This is a genomic window from Streptomyces sp. NPDC026500, assembly GCF_055567635.1.
Map to the genome: position 1 here is coordinate 91,174 of NZ_JBVHQB010000021.1, position 16,624 is coordinate 107,797.

Here is a 16,624-nt window from a genome sequence, read left to right on the forward strand (position 1 = left end):
GGTTTCGCGGGGACCCTTGGCCGTCAGAGGACGGCCGGGGCGTGGCGGCCGGCCCTCGCACCCCGGGTTGTCACATGCGCCCCTTGTTACGTGGGGTCCAGACCGTGGCTGCGGAGCCAGGGCAGTGGGTCGATCGCCGCACCGCCGGCCGGACGGACCTCGAAGTGCAGGTGCGGGCCGGTCGAGTTGCCGGAGTTCCCGGAGAAGGCGATCTGCTCACCGGCCTTCACGGTGGTGCCGGAGGGGACCTTGTACGAGGAGAGGTGGCAGTACCACGTCTCCGTGCCGTCCATGGCGGTCACGATCAGCATGTTGCCGTACGCGCTGTTCCACTGCGTCCGGGCGGTGCCGTCGGTCGCGGACATCACCGGCGTCCCGTAGGAGACCGGGAAGTCGATGCCCGTGTGTACGGACATCCAGTTGACGCCGGCCTGGCCGAAGTAGGCGCTGAGGCCGCGCTGCGTCACCGGAAGAACGAACTTCGGACGCAGCCGCTCCTTGCGGGCCGCCTCCTCCGCCGCCTTCTTCTTCTCCGTCGCCTGCTGGGCCTTGAGGTCGATACGTTCCTGCGTGCGGCTCGCCCGGTCGGCGAAGTCGTCCGCGCCCGCGGAGAGACTCTGGAGCTGGGTGTCCAGCTTGATGTTGGCGGCCGACGGCTTCACCGAGGTCGCGTCGGAGGCGCCGGCCGTCGTGTCCTTCGAGTTGTCCCCGCCGAGACCGCCGACGCCGCCCACGGACGCGGCTGCGATCCCCGCGACCCCCATCACACAGACCGAGGGCACCGCGACGGTCAGCAGAGCGGAACGTTTCGCGGGGCTGCGGCGCCGGGCACGGGATGCTGTCCGTGTCGCGGGACGCCTGACCGGGGTGACCTCTTCCATGTCGTCGAGCAGCGGCCTCTCGCGCCCCTCGTCGTACGGGTCGTACGCGTCGTCGGAGTCGGCCGTGTCCGCGAAGTCCTCGGCGTCGTCGAACTCGTCCTCGTCGGAGGTGAGTCGACCGTGGGTCGCCTGGTCGAAGGTGGCGGTCGCCTGCTGGTCGAAGGGGACCTGAGCCCCCGGATCGGACTGCCCCTCGTACGTCATGTCGAGCTGGGTGCGATCAGGGTTGTACGACTCGGGCTCGGCGTGCTGCTGTTCGTACGACTCGTGCTGCGTGTGCTGCTGTTCGTACGAGTCGTGCTGCGGGTGCTCGTACGCCTGGTACGTGTCCTGGCCGCCGGCGCTGTTCCACTGCGTGGCGTCGTACGCTCCCGTTTCCTGCGTCGGCACGGTCCACTGCTGGGTCCCGCCGAGCGGCTGCTCGGGCTGGATCCAGGCGTTCGCGTCCCACTGGCCCGAGGCGTCGGGGCCCGGATGCTGCGCGGGGATGTCGGCGAGCTGCTGGTAGCCGTTCGTCCATGCCGTGGCGTCGTGGGCACCGGTGTCGTAGGCGGCCTGGTGCTGCGCCGCGTACGGGTCGTAGCTCAGCGGCTGTTGGGCGCCGGTGTTCCATTGCGTGGCGTCGTACGAACCGGTGCCGCCGCCTCCGCCCGGCATATTGCCGAAGAGCGGGTCACCGGCGAAATCCGTGCCGGGGTAGGTGCCTGCGGTGGCCGCGTTCGCGCCCGAGTCGAAAGCCGTGGCGGAGTAGTCGCCGTACGCGGTGAAGTCGCCGTACTGGGCTTCTTGCGCACCGTAGGGCGCGTAGAGCGCCGAGGCGGCGTCGGAAGCCGGAGCCGGGGGAGTCACGATCCCCGACGGGTGACGGTCGTTCACCAACTTCTCTTTCGCCTCGACAACAGGGGCTGGCAGAGCAGTGCGGCGACTGTACCCGGCGGTATGCGGGCGCGACAATCTTCGGCAGGTTTCCCCTTCGTCGGAAACGGGCATTCGGCCGTGTTTCGGGGGAGGGTGGGCAAGGCTTTGGCCTGGCGTTCGATAAACGTTCGAAGTGTTGGGGGTGTGGGAGGGCTGTCGGCCGGCCGTCAGCCCGTCCTCAGTCCACGCTCACTTCATCCTGAGGCCTCTCTTGTGCCGCCCTCAGGCCACCGTGAGGCCGCCGATCCGGGCGGCGGTGCGGGTCCCGGACACCTCGATGTCGAGTGCCTGCCGGATCCCCGTGGCGACGGCCGGATGCACGGGCAGCGCGAGATGACCGACACCGCTCACGCGGACGTTCTGGGCGAGCAGGTCGGGATGCTCGACGCAGGCCGTCTCCAGCGGGTCCATCAGGTGGTCGAGATCGCTCCAGAAGCTGACGAACTGCGTACGGCAGCCCGGGGCGGGCCCGGTCAGTTCCTCGATCACGGCGGAACCGGGGCGCATCTGCCGGACGATCGGGTGCGCGTTCATCAAAGGGGCGACGCGGGTGCCCGAGTGCGGGGTGCCGAGTGTGACGAGTGTGCGGACGTGGGTGTCGCCGCCGAGGCACTGCACGTAATAGCGCGCGATCAGCCCGCCGAGGCTGTGCCCGACGATGTCCACCTGCTCATGACCCGTGCGCTCGCAGATCTCCTCGATGTGCCGACCCAGCAGCTCCGCCGCGGTGCGGATGTCGCACGTCAGCGGCGAGTAGTTCAGGGACTCGACGTGCTGCCTGCCGTGCTGGGCGAGGTTGCGTCGCAGCAGGACGAAGACGGAGCGGTTGTCGATGAAGCCGTGCAGCAGGACGACCGGTGGTTTGGCCTCGGTGGGCAGCTGGGCGGTGACGTCGGGTGAGGGGAGCGGGTGTCCGGTGCGGCGTTCCTGGGTGATTCCGGAGGGGTAGAGGAGGAGGTGCCCGGCGAGGATCGCGAGCTCCAGAGCCGTTGCCTTCAGGAGAGTCACCGAGAGCCCCGCCAGTTTCGTCGGAAACAGGCGCTGGCAGAGGGGGAGAAAGGGCGACGCAGCCTCAACGACCTTCATGGCCGACCTCCAGTCGGCACGCGGGAGGACCACTCCGTCCCCCGTGTGCCCTAGTGGAAAGCCGTGAGGTCGGCGACGGCGATGGCCGACGGCGCGTCCGCGGCGTGTAAGACCGGTGACGCTACGGAGTGCTCAGCCGATTGGGGCGGGATACGACCCCGACTCCGGCTCCGCGACGGGCGCCGCGCTGGGTGCGCGTGCGTCGCATCGTGGAGTCGTCTTCGTGTTCCCGTGGTCCTCTTTCCGGCGTCGCTCCCCGCTGTCGTGCCGTCGCCGATGTGCCCCAGCACCACGCCGTCCCGCTGACGACACGATGGTGCGGCCACCTGATCGCGGCTCTTCTTGCGCCTGCTCCGGTCGTGGTCCGTACGCCGCAGTTCCCTGCGGCGCCAGTTCCGCGATACGGAACCGTGCGCGGCGAACTTGTCCCAGTGTGTGATTTCCCCCTCGGTCTCCACCGCGAAACTGCCGGGTGCGGGATGCTGGCGATAACGTTCGTTCACTTCCCCGGCCGAAAGGGCTCGGGGCGCCTGTGCCGCTTGACGCGATCGGTGATCCGGAGCAATCCGGTGTGGCGAGCGGAAAATTGAGCGATATGTGTCGATGGTCAGTAGTCGGCACGGTCGACAGGCACCTGTTGGTGACAGCGGGTAGTCAGTACTGGTCAATCGGTAAATTATCGATCAGTGGTCGGCCGTCGTCGGTCGATGGTCGTTGCATGTGTCGGCAGTTCTCGTCGGTGCAGGTTGATGTAGTCGGTTCATGGAGGCAGTGATGGGTGTGGCAGCCGGTCCGATCCGCGTGGTGGTGGCCAAGCCGGGGCTCGACGGCCACGATCGCGGGGCCAAGGTGATCGCGCGGGCGCTGCGCGACGCCGGTATGGAGGTCATCTACACCGGCCTTCATCAGACCCCCGAGCAGATCGTCGACACCGCGATCCAGGAGGACGCCGACGCGATCGGCCTGTCCATCCTCTCCGGGGCCCACAACACGCTCTTCGCGGCCGTCATCGCACTCCTCAAGGAGCGCGAAGCGGAGGACATCAAGGTCTTCGGCGGCGGCATCATCCCCGAGGCGGACATCGCCCCCCTCAAGGAGAAGGGTGTCGCGGAGATCTTCACCCCGGGCGCGACGACGGTGTCGATCGTGGACTGGGTACGGGCGAACGTCAGGCAGCCGGCCGGCGCATAGCCGCCGGGCACCCTTGCCGCCGCCCGGACACCGATGGCCCTCGGCATTCTCCAGCGCCGGAGAGTTTCAGCGCTGGAGAACTTCGGGCTCACTGTGCTCTCCGTGCTCTCCGTGCTCTCGGGGTTCTCGGGGCGCTCCTGGTTCTCCGGTATCCGAGGAGCGGGGGTGTTGTGCGGGTCGGCATGCAGCCGGGCCGGGGTGCTGTGCGGGGCGCCATGCCGTGCCGGCCGTGGCCGCGGACGGGGTGGGATGCGCCGCTCGGGTGCGGGGCGGCGGGCGGGAGCTCATGGCGCCGTGAGCTCGGCGGACATGGTTGCCCTCAGTCGCAAGGTCGTCACGAGTCGCTGGAACGCCTCGGCCCAGTAGCCGCCGGCCCCCGGTGCCGCGTGCTCCGACTCGTCGGGGACCGAGGTGAGGCCGTCGAGTCGCGCCGCCTCGGCGGGGTCGAGGCAGCGCTCGGCCAGCCCCATGACCCCGCTGAAGCTCCACGGATAGCTCCCCGCGTCCCGCGCGATGTCGAGCGCGTCGACCACCGCCCGCCCGAGGCCCCCGGCCCAGGGCACCGCGCACACTCCGAGCAGTTGGAACGCCTCGGACAGCCCGTGCGTTGCGATGAACCCGGCCACCCAGTCCGCCCGCTCCCCGGCGCCCAGAGTGGCGAGCAGCTTGGCCCGCTCGGCCAGGGACACCGCCCCCGGTCCCCCGGCCTCCGGAGCGGAGGGTGCCCCGAGGAGCGCCCGCGACCACCCGGGATCGCGCTGACGCACCGCCGCCCGGCACCACGCCGCGTGCAGCTCCCCCTGCCAGTCGTCCGCAACGGGCAGCGTCACCATCTCTTCCGGCGAACGCCCACCGAGCCGCTCCCGCCAGGTCCCGAGCGGTGCCGCTTCGACCAACTGGCCCAGCCACCACGACCGTTCACCTCGACCGGCCGGGGGTTTCGGCACCACCCCGTCCCGCTCCATCGCAGCGTCGCACTCGTGCGGTGCCTCGACCACGATCACGGGGGTGTCGCGCGTACGGTCGACGGCCACGCACGAGACGGCCCTGGCCGCCATCCGAGCGGCGAGCGCGGAACCCGGCAGCGCGGACAGCAACTCGGCAGCCGTCGCCCGTACATTGCGGCTGCGGTCGGCCAGGGCCCGCTCGAGGAACGGTTCGTCCTCGGCGCACAGTCCGGACCGCAGGGAGTCGAGGAACATCAGCCGATCCTCGGCCCGCTCCGTCGTCCAGGTCGTGACCAGCAACTCGCGCGCGGCGGACGGATCCTTGGCCCGCACCGCCGCCAGCAGCGCGACCCGCTCGGCGAACAGCCCTTCCTGCCACAGTCGTTGTACGTGATCGGCCTCCTCCGGTTCCGGCAGCGCGGCGCCGCCGCCGGGCGAGGAGCGCAGCGCGAATCGCCACTCGGGGTTCAGCCGGGCCAGCCACAGTGCCCGCGGTCCGGCGAAGGCCAGCGCCGCGGGGCGCAGGTCCGTGCGCCCCCGGGCCGCGTCGAGAAGCGCCGGAAGGGTCTGCGGGGGTGCGGCGAATCCGCGCGCGTTCGCCAGGCTCAGCCACTGGGGCAGCAGCTCCATGAGATCGGGCGCCGCCCCTCTGCGCCCGCCGCCGCCCGTGCCGGGGCGGTCCGCCAGCAGCGTCGCCAGTCTGCGGGCCGCGGCGGGCGGCAGCGCGGTCCGCGTGTCCGGCGCCGCGGGCTCCGGACGGACCGCCGCCCGGGCCGGCCGTATTCCGGCCCTCCTGCGCACGGTCTCCACGGCGGCCGCGTCCAGCAGCGCCACCGGAGCCTGCCCAGGGTGGGTCCCCGGGGGCGTACGTCGCTCGGTCCCGAGCAGCGCCACGGTGACGAGCTCCTCCCAGGAACCGCCGAGGGGCGCGCCCGCCGAAGCCGAGGTCGTGTTCATGAGCGTCCTTTGCGTACGGAGGGCATCAGCACGAGCGTGGGGACGAGGGTCATGACGGCGGTCAGCACAGGGGCACCGCCTCGCACTCGCCCTGCGGCCATGCCGTCAGGGGAGTGAAGCCGCGGTGGCCGCACTCGCCGAAAACCGTGACCGGTGCGCCGCCGGACAGGGCGACCAGACGCCACAGATCAGGGCGGGACCGCGAAGAAGGACTGAGGGGAAGCGCCAACTCGCCATCGGCGTCGGCGAGTTGCCATGAATCGCCGTCCGGGATCGGGACGACCCGCTCCAGGGTGACCGGGTAGGAGTCCAGCCACGGGTCGGCGCGCAGGGCCTCTCCGTAACGGGCGGCGGCCTCGGGCGTGGTCAGTCCCGTCGGCCGTATCGCCGCGGGCGCCGGAGGAGTGAACCGCTCGCCCAGCGCCGCCCGCAGCTGACCGGCGCCCGGGTAGGCGGACAGCTCCGCCTCGAAGGCCAGCCCCACCGGAAGCGCCAGCTCGGGTGCCCGGCCGGCAGCGCCGTAGGAGAGGAGCAGGGCGGTGCGGCCGGACTCCGCGCCGTACAGCCAGATCCTGCGCGTCGTGAGCCGGGCGTCCGCCGTGTCGTACTGCGCGAGGACCAGCCAGCGGTCGCGCACCGGCGGGCCGTCCGCCGAGCCGGACAGCCCGATGCGGGAACGGACCGTCGCGGCCAGTCCGTCCGGCAGTCGCTCGCGCCGCAGCCAGCCCTGGTCGAGGAGGTGGAGCAGCGCGCACTCCTCCAGCAGTCGCACCGGCCAGCCCGGTCCCGACGAGGGGATCGCGCCCAACTCCCTGACACGCGCCGCCAGACCGGGTGCCTGCGCGTCGACCATCCGGGCCGCCGTCTCCTCCCACAGCCCGTACCCCGCCCGCTCGGCGGAGGCGAGCCCGCCGCGCAGCAAGTCCGCCAGTCGCTGCTCCAACTCGCCCGCCCCCGCGGTGATCCGCTCGGCCCGCCGCTCCGCCCGGCGCCGCGCCGCCTCGGGATCACCCGGCGAAGAAGCTCCAGATCCCCCGCCCGCCGCATTCCGGCCCTCGGCGCGCTTGCGTCTTCCCTCCAGCCACTGGGCGGCCCACTCCGGCGCCTGCCCGGACGGCACCGCGCCGTCCGTGCCCGCCCAGAGCAACAGCAGCCCCAGCGCGTGCTTGCACGGGAACTTCCGGCTCGGGCAACTGCACTTGTAAGCGGGACCCGTCGAGTCCGCGATGTCGATGACCGTCTGATACGGCTTGCTGCCACTTCCCCTGCACAGTCCCCATACCGTCCCCTCCTCAGTACTGCCCGCTTCCGACCACGGGCCGGCCGCGCCGAGCTTGCTCCCCGCCTTGCGTGACGCGACGTCAGGCGCCAGTGCCAGCACCTGATCCGCCGTCCAGCGCACCGCCTGCTGTGTCATGCCATCGAAGGTAGGTCCCACCACTGACAATCGACCTTGCGAGCGTATTCGCGCAGGTCAGGGGGCATTGTCAGTGGCGTGGTGCACGGTGGAACCAGATCCGAACCGGCCGAGCTGGAGGGGGACCGAGCCATGACCGTGTCCGTTGAACCGACGTCCGTTCACACACCCGCGGGGGAGAGGGGGCCGAGTCGGCCGAGCGAGGTGCTGCGGCCGCACGCCGAGCACGCCTTCGCCGCCGAACTCGCCGCGCTCGCCGCGCAGGACGACCGGCCCCGCCCGGAACGCTGGCTGCTGTCGCCCTGGGCCGTGGCCACCTATCTGCTGGGCGGCACACTGCCGGACGGCACAGTGATCACCCCCAAATATGTGGGGCCGCGCCGCATCGTCGAGGTCGCCGTCACCACCCTCGCCACCGACCGGGCGCTGCTCCTGCTCGGAGTGCCCGGCACCGCGAAGACCTGGGTGTCCGAGCACCTGGCCGCCGCGGTCAGCGGCGACTCGACGCTGCTGGTGCAGGGCACGGCCGGCACGCCGGAGGAGGCCATCCGGTACGGCTGGAACTACGCGCAGCTGCTCGCGCACGGGCCCAGCCGGGACGCGCTCGTGCCGAGCCCCGTCATGCGGGCCATGGCCGAGGGCATGACGGCCCGCGTCGAGGAACTGACCCGCGTCCCCGCGGACGTGCAGGACAGCCTGATCACGATTCTCTCCGAAAAGACCTTGCCGATACCGGAATTGGGCCAGGAAGTGCAGGCCGTCCGCGGCTTCAACCTGATCGCCACGGCCAACGACCGCGACCGCGGGGTCAATGAACTCTCCAGCGCGCTGCGCCGCCGCTTCAACACGGTGGTGCTGCCGCTGCCGGAGAGCGCCGAAGCCGAGGTCGACATCGTCTCGCGCCGGGTCGACCAGATCGGCCGCTCCCTCGACCTGCCCGCCGTGCCCGAAGGCGTCGAGGAGATCCGTCGCGTCGTCACCGTCTTCCGGGAGCTGCGCGACGGGATCACGGCCGACGGGCGGACGAAACTGAAGTCGCCCAGCGGCACGTTGTCCACGGCCGAGGCGATCTCCGTCGTCACCAACGGCCTTGCGCTGGCCGCCCACTTCGGCGACGGCGTCCTGCGGGCGAGCGACGTCGCCGCCGGCATCCTCGGCGCCGTCGTACGCGACCCGGCGGCCGACCGCGTCATCTGGCAGGAGTACCTGGAAGCGGTCGTCCGCGAGCGTGACGGGTGGAAGGACTTCTACCGTGCCTGCCGCGAGGTGAGCGCATGAGCGCGGAGCGGGACGCCGGGCCGCCCGTGCCGGAGGACGGGGTGACCGTCCGGGGCGCGGGGCCGCTGCTGCTCGGTGTGCGGCATCACGGACCCGGGTCGGCGCGGGCCGTGCGGGCCGCGCTGGAGGCGGCGGCTCCACGGGTCGTACTGATCGAGGGGCCGCCCGAGGCGGACGCGCTCGTCCCGCTGGCCGCCGACAAGGACATGCGGCCCCCCGTGGCGCTCCTCGCCCATGTCGTGGACGAGCCCGGTCACTCGGCCTTCTGGCCGCTGGCCGAGTTCTCGCCGGAATGGGTGGCGATCCGGTGGGCTCTGGAACACGGAGCAGCGGCCCGTTTCATCGACCTTCCGGCGGCCCACACCCTGGCCTGGGGGAAGGAAGAGGCGGACCCGGAGCGCGACGCGCCGGGAGGCAGCCCTTCCACGGCCCCGGCCCCGCCCGGGAACCCCGACGCGTCGGGCCCGGGAAGAGACCCGGAGCAGGGAGAAGGCCCCGGGCCGGCAGGTGATTCCGGCCGAGGAGGAGACCACGGGGCGGCAAGTGACCCCGGGGCGCGGGGTGATCCCGGCCAGGGAGGAGACCCCGAGGCGCGGGGTGATTCCGGCCAGGGAGGAGACCGCGAGGCGCGGGGTGATTCCGGTCCGGGAGGAGACCACGGTCCGGCAGGTGAGTCCGGTCTGGCAGGTGATTGCGGACCGGCAGGTGATTCCGGGCCGGCGGGAGATCCCGGGCGGCCGGGCGCGGGCGGTGATACCGACCGTCCCCTCGACGCGGCGGTTGTGCGGATCGATCCCCTCGCGGTGCTCGCCGAGGCGGCCGGTCACGACGACCCGGAGCGCTGGTGGGAGGACGTGGTCGAGCACCGGGCCGGGACGGCGGGCGATCCGTTCGCGCCCTTCGCCGCGCTGGAAGAGGCGATGGGGGCGCTGCGCGAGGCGTTCGGGGTCGGTGGACACGACCGGGACCTGGTGCGCGAGGCGTACATGCGGCTCCAGATCCGGGCGGCGCAGCGGGAGTTCGGGGACGACGTGGCCGTGGTGTGCGGGGCCTGGCACGTGCCCGCGCTGCGACAGCGGACCACGGTCGGCGCCGACCGGGCACTCCTCAAGGGCCTGCCCAAGGCCAAGGTCGACCTGACGTGGGTGCCCTGGACGCACCGCCGGCTCTCCCGGGTCAGCGGGTACGGGGCGGGCATCGACTCGCCCGGCTGGTACGGGCATCTGTTCAGCGCCCCCGACCGCCCGGTCGCGCGGTGGATGACCAAGGTGGCCCGGCTGCTGCGCGACGAGGACCGGGGCGTGTCGTCGGCCCACGTCATCGAGGCCGTGCGGCTGGCCGACACGCTCGCCGCGATGCGCGGTCGCCCGCACCCCGGACTGACCGAGACCACCGACGCCGTCCGGGCCGTGATGTGCGAGGGCTCGGACGTCCCCCTGGCGCTGGTGCGCGACCGGCTCGTGGTCGGGGATGTGCTGGGGGAGGTGCCGGAGTCCGCCCCGGCGGTGCCGTTGCAGCGGGACCTCACGCGGTCGCAGCGGCGGCTGCGCCTCAAGCCCGAGGCGCTGGAGCGGGACATGGAGCTCGACCTGCGCAAGGAGACGGACGCGGGGCGCAGCACGCTGTTGCACCGGTTGCGGCTCCTGGGTATCGCGTGGGGCGAGCCCGCGACGTCCCGTGGCAGCACGGGCACCTTCCGGGAGACCTGGCGGCTCCGCTGGGAGCCGGAGCTGTCGGTGCGGGTCGCCGAGGCCGGTGTGTGGGGCACGACGGTTCCGGCCGCCGCGACGGCCAAGGCCGAGGCGGATGCCGTCGGCGCGCCTTCACTGGCCGATGTCACGGCGCTGGCCGAGCGCTGCCTCCTCGCCGAACTCCCGGACGCGCTGCCCGTGGTGATGCGGGTGCTCGCCGACCGGGCCGCGCTCGACGCGGACGTGGGCCACCTCGCACAGGCCCTGCCCGCACTCGTCCGCTCCCTGCGCTACGGCGACGTACGCGGCACGGACACCCAAGCCCTCGCCGATGTCGCGGCCGGCCTCGCCGAGCGCGTCTTCGTCGGTCTCCCCCCGGCCTGCGCCGCCCTCGACAGCGACGCGGCCGAGGAGATGCGCCGCCACGTGGACGCCGTGCACGGGGCGGTGGGAATGCTGGGGGAGGCGACCGAGGGGGCAGCTTCGCCCGGCAACGGAGCTCAGGCCGGCATCCGCGGGCGCTGGCACTCCGTGCTGCGGGTGCTCGCCGCGCGGGACACCGTGCCGGGGGTGGTCAGGGGGCGGGCGGTCCGGCTGCTCCTCGACGAAGGGGAGCTGGCGCAGGAGGAGGCCGCGCGGCTCATGGGGCTCGTGCTGTCGCCGGGGACCGAGCCGGCGGACGCGGCCGCGTGGATCGAGGGGTTCGTCGGGGGCGGCTCCGGCGGCGGCATGCTGCTGGTGCACGACGAGCGGCTGCTCGGGCTGGTGGACGCGTGGCTGACCGGGGTGCCGACGGAGGCGTTCACCGATGTGCTGCCGCTGTTGCGCCGGACGTTCTCGGCGTACGAGACGGGCGTGCGCAGGACGCTGGGCGAACTGGTCCGGCGCGGCCCGGCGCTGCGGACGCCTGCCGAGGTCACCGGCTCCGGCTCCGGCATACCCGGGTTCGCCCCCGACCTCGACACCGGGCGCGCGGACGCCGTACTTCCGTTGCTGAGCCTGCTGCTGGGGCTGGGTGAATCCGGCGACAGCGACAGCGACACCGAGGGCGACGGCGAGGACGCGGACCACCGGACGGGCGGCGGGGACGGGGCCGACCGGACGCGTCACGGCAACGACAACGATCTGGTGAGGGTGGCTCCATGACCGAGGCAGCGGTGGGTGCCGGCGACGAGCGGCTGCGGCGATGGCGGCTGGTGCTCGGCGGCGACGAGGCGGACGGCACCGGATGCGTGCTCTCCGGACAGGACGCCGCCATGGACGGGGCGCTGGGCGCGCTCTACGGCAGGGGGAGCAACGGAAGCAAGGGGCAGTCGGGGCGGGACCGCTCGGCGGGGCTCGGGGCGTCGGCGCCGTCGGTCGCGCGCTGGCTCGGCGACATCCGGACCTACTTCCCCTCCTCCGTAGTACAGGTGATGCAACGCGACGCCATCGACCGGCTCGGGCTCTCCGCCCTGCTCCTGGAGCCCGAGATGCTGGAGGCGGTGGAGGCCGACGTGCACCTGGTGGGCACCCTCCTGTCCCTCAACAAGGCCATGCCGGAGACGACGAAGGAGACCGCGCGGGCCGTGGTGCGCAAGGTCGTGGAGGACTTGGAGAAGCGGCTTGCCACGCGCACCCGGGCCACGCTCACCGGCGCCCTCGACCGCAGCGCCCGGATCAGCAGACCCCGCCACCACGACATCGACTGGAACCGCACGATCGCGGCCAACCTGAAGCACTACCTGCCCGAGTACCGCACGATCGTGCCCGAGCGGCTGATCGGTTACGGACGTGCCTCGCAGTCGGTGAAGAAGGAGGTCATCCTCTGCATCGACCAGTCGGGGTCGATGGCGGCGTCCGTCGTCTACGCCTCCGTGTTCGGTGCCGTGCTCGCGTCGATGCGGTCCATCGCCACCCGGCTCGTCGTCTTCGACACGGCCGTCGTCGATCTCACCGACCAGCTCGACGACCCGGTCGACGTCCTCTTCGGCACCCAGCTCGGCGGCGGCACGGACATCAACCGGGCACTTGCGTACTGCCAGTCGCAGATCACCAGGCCGGCCGACACGGTCGTCGTCCTCATCAGCGACCTGTACGAAGGCGGGATACGCAACGAGATGCTGAAGCGGGTCGCGGCGATGAAGGCGTCGGGGGTGCAGTTCGTGACGCTGCTCGCGCTGTCCGACGAGGGGGCGCCCGCGTACGACCGTGAGCACGCGGCGGCGCTCGCGGCGCTCGACGCGCCGGCGTTCGCCTGTACACCCGACCTGTTTCCCGAGGTCATGGCCGCGGCGATCGAGAAACGACCGCTTCCGATACCGGACACCAGGTGAGAGGGATCGAAAGGACATGGATCCGGACACGGATCCGGACAGGGGCACAGGGGCACAGGGACACAGGGACACGGAGGGAGAGCGGGACAGGGGGCAGGGAAGCCGGACTGGGGGGTTCATCGGTCTTCGTCCGGACGGCAGACGATCGCGCTTCCGTGGGCTCATGGACCCGGACGGCCGATTGCCGGCGGATCCACCCGACCGGACCTCTGCGCCAGGGCCGGGTGGTCCCCATGGGGGATGGGGACCACCCGCGGATGGCCCTCAGCGGCTGCTCAGAGGGGCCTCCCCAGGTAATCCCCGGCCTGGTGAGGGCCTATCCGGGCCCGTTCTGTGACAGGTATCACCGCTGAGGTGTGATCTGCGATTTAGGGACCCACGTCCCTCGGCGATAACCTGCGAGACGGACATGCCGCGCGCTCGGACACCGTGTGCGCCACCCTTGTGACAGCGGACGTCACGTTGCCCTTCGCGGCACGCCCACGCATCCAACGAACCGCGAGATCACTGATAGGGACGGACGCGCGTGGACCTGTTCGAGTACCAGGCGAGGGACCTCTTCGCCAAGCACGGTGTACCGGTGCTGGCCGGTGAAGTCATTGACACGCCTGAGGCAGCCCGCGAGGCGACCGAGCGTCTTGGCGGCAAGTCCGTCGTCAAGGCCCAGGTGAAGGTCGGTGGCCGCGGCAAGGCCGGCGGCGTCAAGCTTGCCGCCACCCCGGACGAGGCCGTCGCCCGCGCGACGGACATTCTCGGTATGGACATCAAGGGCCACACGGTCCACAAGGTGATGATCGCCGAGACCGCGCCCGAGATCATCGAGGAGTACTACGTTTCGTACCTCCTCGACCGCACGAACCGCACCTTCCTCGCCATGGCGTCCGTTCAGGGCGGCGTGGAGATCGAGGTCGTCGCGGAGGAGAACCCCGACGCCCTCGCGAAGGTGCCGGTCGACGCCAACGAAGGCGTGTCGATCGAGAAGGCCCGCGAGATCGTCGCCCAGGCGAAGTTCCCGGCCGAGGTGGCCGAGCAGGTCGCCGAGATCCTGGTGACGCTGTGGGACACCTTCATCAAGGAGGACGCCCTCCTCGTCGAGGTGAACCCGCTCGCCAAGGTCGCCTCCGGCAAGGTCATCGCCCTTGACGGCAAGGTGTCGCTGGACGAGAACGCCGAGTTCCGTCAGCCGGACCACGCCGCGCTCGAGGACAAGGAGTCGGCCAACCCGCTCGAGGCCGCCGCCAAGGCCAAGAACCTCAACTACGTCAAGCTCGACGGTGAGGTCGGCATCATCGGCAACGGCGCGGGTCTCGTCATGAGCACCCTGGACGTCGTCGCGTACGCCGGTGAGAACCACGGTGGCGTGAAGCCGGCCAACTTCCTCGACATCGGCGGCGGCGCCTCCGCCGCGGTCATGGCGAACGGCCTGGAGATCATCCTGGGCGACCCGGACGTCAAGTCCGTCTTCGTCAACGTCTTCGGTGGCATCACCGCCTGTGACGAGGTCGCCAACGGCATCGTCCAGGCGCTGCAGCTGCTCGCCGACAAGGGCGAGGAAGTCACCAAGCCGCTCGTCGTGCGTCTGGACGGCAACAACGCCGAGCTGGGTCGCAGGATCCTGTCGGACGCCAACCACCCGCTGGTCCAGCGTGTGGACACCATGGACGGCGCGGCCGACAAGGCCGCCGAGCTCGCGGCTGCGAAGTAAGGAAGAGGGACTAAACAGCCATGGCTATCTTCCTCAACAAGGACAGCAAGGTCATCGTCCAGGGCATGACCGGTGCCACGGGCATGAAGCACACCAAGCTCATGCTGTCCGACGGCACGAACATCGTCGGTGGTGTGAACCCGCGCAAGGCGGGCACGTCCGTCGACATCGACGGCAATGAGATCCCCGTCTTCGGCACGGTCGCCGAGGCCATGGAGAAGACCGGCGCCAACGTGTCCGTCCTCTTCGTGCCGCCGGCCTTCGCCAAGGCCGCCGTCGTCGAGGCGATCGACGCGGAGATCCCCCTCGCGGTCGTCATCACCGAGGGCATCGCCGTCCACGACTCCGCCGCCTTCTGGGCGTACGCGAAGGCGAAGGGCAACAAGACCCGCATCATCGGCCCGAACTGCCCCGGTCTCATCACCCCTGGTCAGTCCAACGCCGGCATCATCCCGGGCGACATCACGAAGCCGGGCCGCATCGGCCTGGTCTCGAAGTCCGGCACGCTGACGTACCAGATGATGTACGAGCTCCGTGACATCGGCTTCTCGTCCGCCGTCGGCATCGGTGGCGACCCGGTCATCGGTACGACGCACATCGACGCGCTCGCCGCGTTCGAGGCCGACCCCGACACCGACCTGATCGTCATGATCGGCGAGATCGGCGGCGACGCCGAGGAGCGTGCGGCGGACTTCATCGCGAAGAACGTGACGAAGCCGGTCGTCGGCTACGTCGCCGGCTTCACCGCGCCCGAGGGCAAGACCATGGGCCACGCCGGCGCCATCGTCTCCGGCTCCTCCGGCACGGCCGCCGCGAAGAAGGAGGCCCTCGAGGCCGCGGGCGTCAAGGTCGGCAAGACGCCGACCGAGACGGCCAAGCTCGCGCGCGAGATCCTCGCGGGCTGAGCTGTCGCTCGACCCAACGCCGGTGGGCCCGCACCCTTTGGGGGTGCGGGCCCACCGGCGTTCCCCGCCCCGGACGTCAGCGGATCTCCGGAACCATCCGCTCGGGTCCGCTCACCTCTTGGGACCTCAGCCTGGCGCGGAGCCTCAGCTCCGCCGCGGAGAGCGGCCCGGGGGCGGCCCGGGGCGGCAGGCCGTGGATGGTCTCCGGCGGGGAGAGAGGGGCCTCGTAGTGGTCCGGGGCCGTGCGCAGGGTCAGGGCGGTCACCCCGATCAGCAGGACCGTGAAGGCGATGGCCGCGTGGGTCCACTGCTGGGCCCGGCGCTCTCCGTACCAGCGGACCGTGCGGGGCTTCGCCGCGCGCAGCCGCTCCGCGCTCGCGAGTTCGGCGAGCCGCCAGTGCAGATCCTCCGGCGACGCCAGCTCCGGGAGCCGTGCGGCGACGGCCTCGCGCGCGTGCAGCACCCGGTTGGCCGCCGCGGGCGTGCTCGCCTCCGTCTCGGCCGCCGTCTCCGGCAGCCCGAGCCCGACACCGTCGTACAGCAGCAGGGTGCGCCGGTACACGGGCGGCAGTTCGAGGAGTACGTCGAGCAGCGCGCGGTCGGCGGCGCCGGCGGGCGGCGCCTCCGGGTGCCGGTAGCGCGGGCGCAGCCGATGCCAGGGGGAGAGCGCGTACTCGTAGGCCGTCGCGCGCACCCATCCGGCCGGGTCCCGGTCCACGGCGACCTCGGGCCAGCGGTACCAGGCCTGTTGGAACGCGCGTTCCACGGACTCGCGGGCCAGTTCGCGCCGCCCGGTCAGCAGATAGGTCTGTCGTACGAGGGCGGGAGCGCAGAACGCGTAGAGCGCGTCGAAGGCCTGAGCGGGCGTCAATGACGGCTCGGTGGGATCGGAGTCCCCGTCCTCCGCGAGCAGCTCCCTGGCCCGGGCGGAACGCTTCCTGCCCACGGCGGCCCGCTCCCCGTGATCGGCGGACCGGGCGTCACGGGCCGTCCCCGTACGCGTCCCCGCCCCGGTCCGCGCTCCCACCAGCTCGGGAGTGATCTCCTCCTGACGGGCGCTCACCTCGGCCCGGGTGTGGGCCGGCTCGGCGGTGAGCAGCCTCGCGTACGCTTCCCGCTTGCGGCCGCGCGGCGTCGAGCGGCCGGTCTCCCACGAGCGCACCGTCGCCCGGCTGACGCCGAGCCGGCCGGCCACGTCGGCCTGGGTCAGCGACCGGTCCTCGCGCAGACGGCGGCGCTCCTTGGGCGCCGGCAGCGGGGTGGCGGGGCTCTGTGTCATGTCGGATCCCCCAGGGTGCCCCTTCGTACGAAAAAGTACATAACTGCATATTGA

Annotated in this window: 11 protein-coding genes; 6 read left to right on the top strand and 5 right to left on the bottom strand. The window is 71.8% G+C overall.

Annotation, left to right across the window (positions count from 1 at the left end; translation table 11 throughout):
• Positions 1-86: 86 nt before the first annotated feature.
• Positions 87-1,871: a M23 family metallopeptidase gene (locus ACZ4N5_RS31900; protein WP_467760503.1), complete on the bottom strand. Its 1,785-nt coding sequence runs from the start codon at positions 1,869-1,871 to the stop codon at positions 87-89.
• Positions 1,872-2,021: 150 nt separating this feature from the next.
• Entirely contained in the window at positions 2,022-2,885 is an 864-nt protein-coding gene (locus tag ACZ4N5_RS31905) for an esterase/lipase family protein (protein WP_467760504.1), read from the bottom strand.
• A 774-nt stretch (positions 2,886-3,659) separates the two neighbouring features.
• Between ACZ4N5_RS31905 and ACZ4N5_RS31910 the strand changes: the two genes are divergently transcribed.
• Positions 3,660-4,076 (top strand): cobalamin B12-binding domain-containing protein, encoded by a 417-nt coding sequence (locus tag ACZ4N5_RS31910; protein WP_037626795.1) that lies wholly within the window; start codon positions 3,660-3,662, stop codon positions 4,074-4,076.
• Positions 4,077-4,360: 284 nt separating this feature from the next.
• Here ACZ4N5_RS31910 and ACZ4N5_RS31915 read toward each other — a convergent pair whose 3' ends face one another.
• Both ACZ4N5_RS31915 and ACZ4N5_RS31920 read right to left on the bottom strand, forming a co-directional pair.
• Complete coding sequence (locus ACZ4N5_RS31915; RefSeq protein ID WP_467760505.1) at positions 4,361-5,980, bottom strand: DUF5691 domain-containing protein; 1,620 nt, start codon at positions 5,978-5,980, stop codon at positions 4,361-4,363.
• A gap of 61 nt (positions 5,981-6,041) precedes the next feature.
• Positions 6,042-7,397, bottom strand: a complete 1,356-nt coding sequence (locus ACZ4N5_RS31920) for an SWIM zinc finger family protein (protein ID WP_467760506.1) — start codon at positions 7,395-7,397, stop codon at positions 6,042-6,044.
• A gap of 132 nt (positions 7,398-7,529) precedes the next feature.
• On the opposite strand from ACZ4N5_RS31920, the gene ACZ4N5_RS31925 reads away from it, so the two are divergent.
• From ACZ4N5_RS31925 to sucD, 5 genes are all read left to right on the top strand, one after another.
• Positions 7,530-8,675 (top strand): ATP-binding protein, encoded by a 1,146-nt coding sequence (locus ACZ4N5_RS31925; protein WP_467760507.1) that lies wholly within the window; start codon positions 7,530-7,532, stop codon positions 8,673-8,675.
• Positions 8,672-11,512: a DUF5682 family protein gene (locus tag ACZ4N5_RS31930; protein ID WP_467760508.1), complete on the top strand. Its 2,841-nt coding sequence runs from the start codon at positions 8,672-8,674 to the stop codon at positions 11,510-11,512. Before ACZ4N5_RS31925 ends, ACZ4N5_RS31930 begins: the two co-directional genes overlap by 4 nt.
• A complete protein-coding gene (locus ACZ4N5_RS31935) occupies positions 11,509-12,681 on the top strand; it encodes a VWA domain-containing protein (RefSeq protein ID WP_467760509.1) in 1,173 nt (390 codons plus the stop codon). Before ACZ4N5_RS31930 ends, ACZ4N5_RS31935 begins: the two co-directional genes overlap by 4 nt.
• A gap of 526 nt (positions 12,682-13,207) precedes the next feature.
• Entirely contained in the window at positions 13,208-14,386 is a 1,179-nt protein-coding gene (gene sucC / locus ACZ4N5_RS31940; RefSeq protein ID WP_351133701.1) for an ADP-forming succinate--CoA ligase subunit beta, read from the top strand.
• A gap of 20 nt (positions 14,387-14,406) precedes the next feature.
• Positions 14,407-15,291 carry a succinate--CoA ligase subunit alpha gene (gene sucD / locus ACZ4N5_RS31945; protein ID WP_467760510.1) on the top strand — a complete coding sequence of 295 codons (885 nt, stop codon included), beginning with the start codon at positions 14,407-14,409 and terminating at the stop codon, positions 15,289-15,291.
• Positions 15,292-15,367: 76 nt separating this feature from the next.
• Here sucD and ACZ4N5_RS31950 read toward each other — a convergent pair whose 3' ends face one another.
• Positions 15,368-16,570: a helix-turn-helix domain-containing protein gene (locus ACZ4N5_RS31950; protein WP_467760511.1), complete on the bottom strand. Its 1,203-nt coding sequence runs from the start codon at positions 16,568-16,570 to the stop codon at positions 15,368-15,370.
• Positions 16,571-16,624: the final 54 nt, after the last annotated feature.

Excerpts from the sequence above, each read along its gene's own strand:
- ACZ4N5_RS31900 (WP_467760503.1), bottom strand. The coding sequence starts at position 1,871 with ATGCCCGTTTCCGACGAAGGGGAAACCTGCCGAAGATTGTCGCGCCCG.
- ACZ4N5_RS31905 (WP_467760504.1), bottom strand. The coding sequence starts at position 2,885 with ATGAAGGTCGTTGAGGCTGCGTCGCCCTTTCTCCCCCTCTGCCAGCGC.
- ACZ4N5_RS31910 (WP_037626795.1), top strand. The coding sequence starts at position 3,660 with ATGGGTGTGGCAGCCGGTCCGATCCGCGTGGTGGTGGCCAAGCCGGGG.
- ACZ4N5_RS31915 (WP_467760505.1), bottom strand. The coding sequence starts at position 5,980 with ATGAACACGACCTCGGCTTCGGCGGGCGCGCCCCTCGGCGGTTCCTGG.
- ACZ4N5_RS31920 (WP_467760506.1), bottom strand. The coding sequence starts at position 7,397 with ATGACACAGCAGGCGGTGCGCTGGACGGCGGATCAGGTGCTGGCACTG.
- ACZ4N5_RS31925 (WP_467760507.1), top strand. The coding sequence starts at position 7,530 with ATGACCGTGTCCGTTGAACCGACGTCCGTTCACACACCCGCGGGGGAG.
- ACZ4N5_RS31930 (WP_467760508.1), top strand. The coding sequence starts at position 8,672 with ATGAGCGCGGAGCGGGACGCCGGGCCGCCCGTGCCGGAGGACGGGGTG.
- ACZ4N5_RS31935 (WP_467760509.1), top strand. The coding sequence starts at position 11,509 with ATGACCGAGGCAGCGGTGGGTGCCGGCGACGAGCGGCTGCGGCGATGG.
- sucD (WP_467760510.1), top strand. The coding sequence starts at position 14,407 with ATGGCTATCTTCCTCAACAAGGACAGCAAGGTCATCGTCCAGGGCATG.
- ACZ4N5_RS31950 (WP_467760511.1), bottom strand. The coding sequence starts at position 16,570 with ATGACACAGAGCCCCGCCACCCCGCTGCCGGCGCCCAAGGAGCGCCGC.